We start from the raw sequence: 1,251 nt of genomic DNA, 5'->3' as shown, positions 1-1,251 counted from the left end.
AGTGATAGTAAATATGCAATTCAAGTCACGAAACCAAATAGCGTCATTAATATTGTGAGTGGACAAGGAAATAACCAAATTCTATCAAGGGCACCTTCGCTAATACAAGCCAATGGAGATGGTACTGTAATTAATGTATTTGCTTTACAAGGTGAGAATAATATTGATGCAAAATATTTAGGTACTGTTTCTAGATTTTCTGCTGTGATACATGGTGTGAATAAAGGAGAAGTAAATATAGTTGCAAAACAGAATACCATTTCTGGAGAGATTGCGAGTGAAAGTACAAGAATGAATGTTCTTTCACAAAATTATGGTTCAGTAAATATTGAAGCAACAACAGGAAATAATATTTTTTTGATGGATCCTTACATGGGAGAAAGTAAAGATACTGGGTTTGTCAAAGTGCTATCTATTTCTAAAGCGACCATTCGTGCAGATAATGGACAGAATATTTTTAGAACTTTTAAACCAACGCATTATGCATTAACAGAAGGTAATAGTGGATTTATGTATGGAATATGGAGTAGAGGTTCTAGTGATGTAGTTATTAGTGGGCAAAGTAATGTATTTGATTTTTCACAAGCAGATCAGCGAAATTATTCGAGTTTTAGTGTGTTGGCAACAGGCATTAAAGTAGGAGAAAATCAAGGCTCATCCAAAATGCATGTGATTGCAACAAAAGGCAATAATACGCTTTTAGCAACTGGTATTCGAGCCAATAGAGCAGAAGGAATACAGACAGATACTTATGGAGAATTATTTTTAGAAGCGAAGAGTGGTTATAATCAAATTAGAGTAAGAAGAGTAGATAAATCAGAAATTAGAAAAAAGAATAATGATATTCCATTATATACGCATGGAGTACTCACATTTTTAGATAGCACATCTATTTTAGTTGCTAAAGGAAATTATATTGATGTTGGTAGCACAAATGTTTATCAGAGAGTAGAAGATAGCAATAGCATAAATATTGGAACTTTTGGTGTACGAACAAGTAGTAATAGTAGAGTAGTATTAGAAGCATTGACAGATAATAATCAAATTATTGTGTCACAGGATGATGATGAAATGCCACCTTACCTAATCGAGGCTCAACCTAATTTATATGCAATTGTTGCCAATACAGGTAGTTCAGTATATTTAAAAGCTTTAAAAGGATATAACCAAATTGCTATTAATCCACAGAAGATGTCTCCTAAATATCTTATTACTAGACTTAAAGGAATTTCTACTGGTGATGTTGATTCG

Annotated in this window: 1 protein-coding gene; it reads left to right on the top strand. The window is 32.7% G+C overall.

Going from position 1 to position 1,251, the window contains the following annotated elements:
- On the top strand, nt 1-1,251 hold a 1,251-nt coding region (locus QS62_RS12120; protein ID WP_197496312.1), incomplete at both ends, for a hypothetical protein.

It is taken from the genome of Gallibacterium salpingitidis (assembly GCF_001678495.1).
Classification (GTDB): Bacteria; Pseudomonadota; Gammaproteobacteria; order Enterobacterales; family Pasteurellaceae; genus Gallibacterium; species Gallibacterium salpingitidis.
This window is presented reverse-complemented; position numbering and strand designations above follow the sequence as displayed.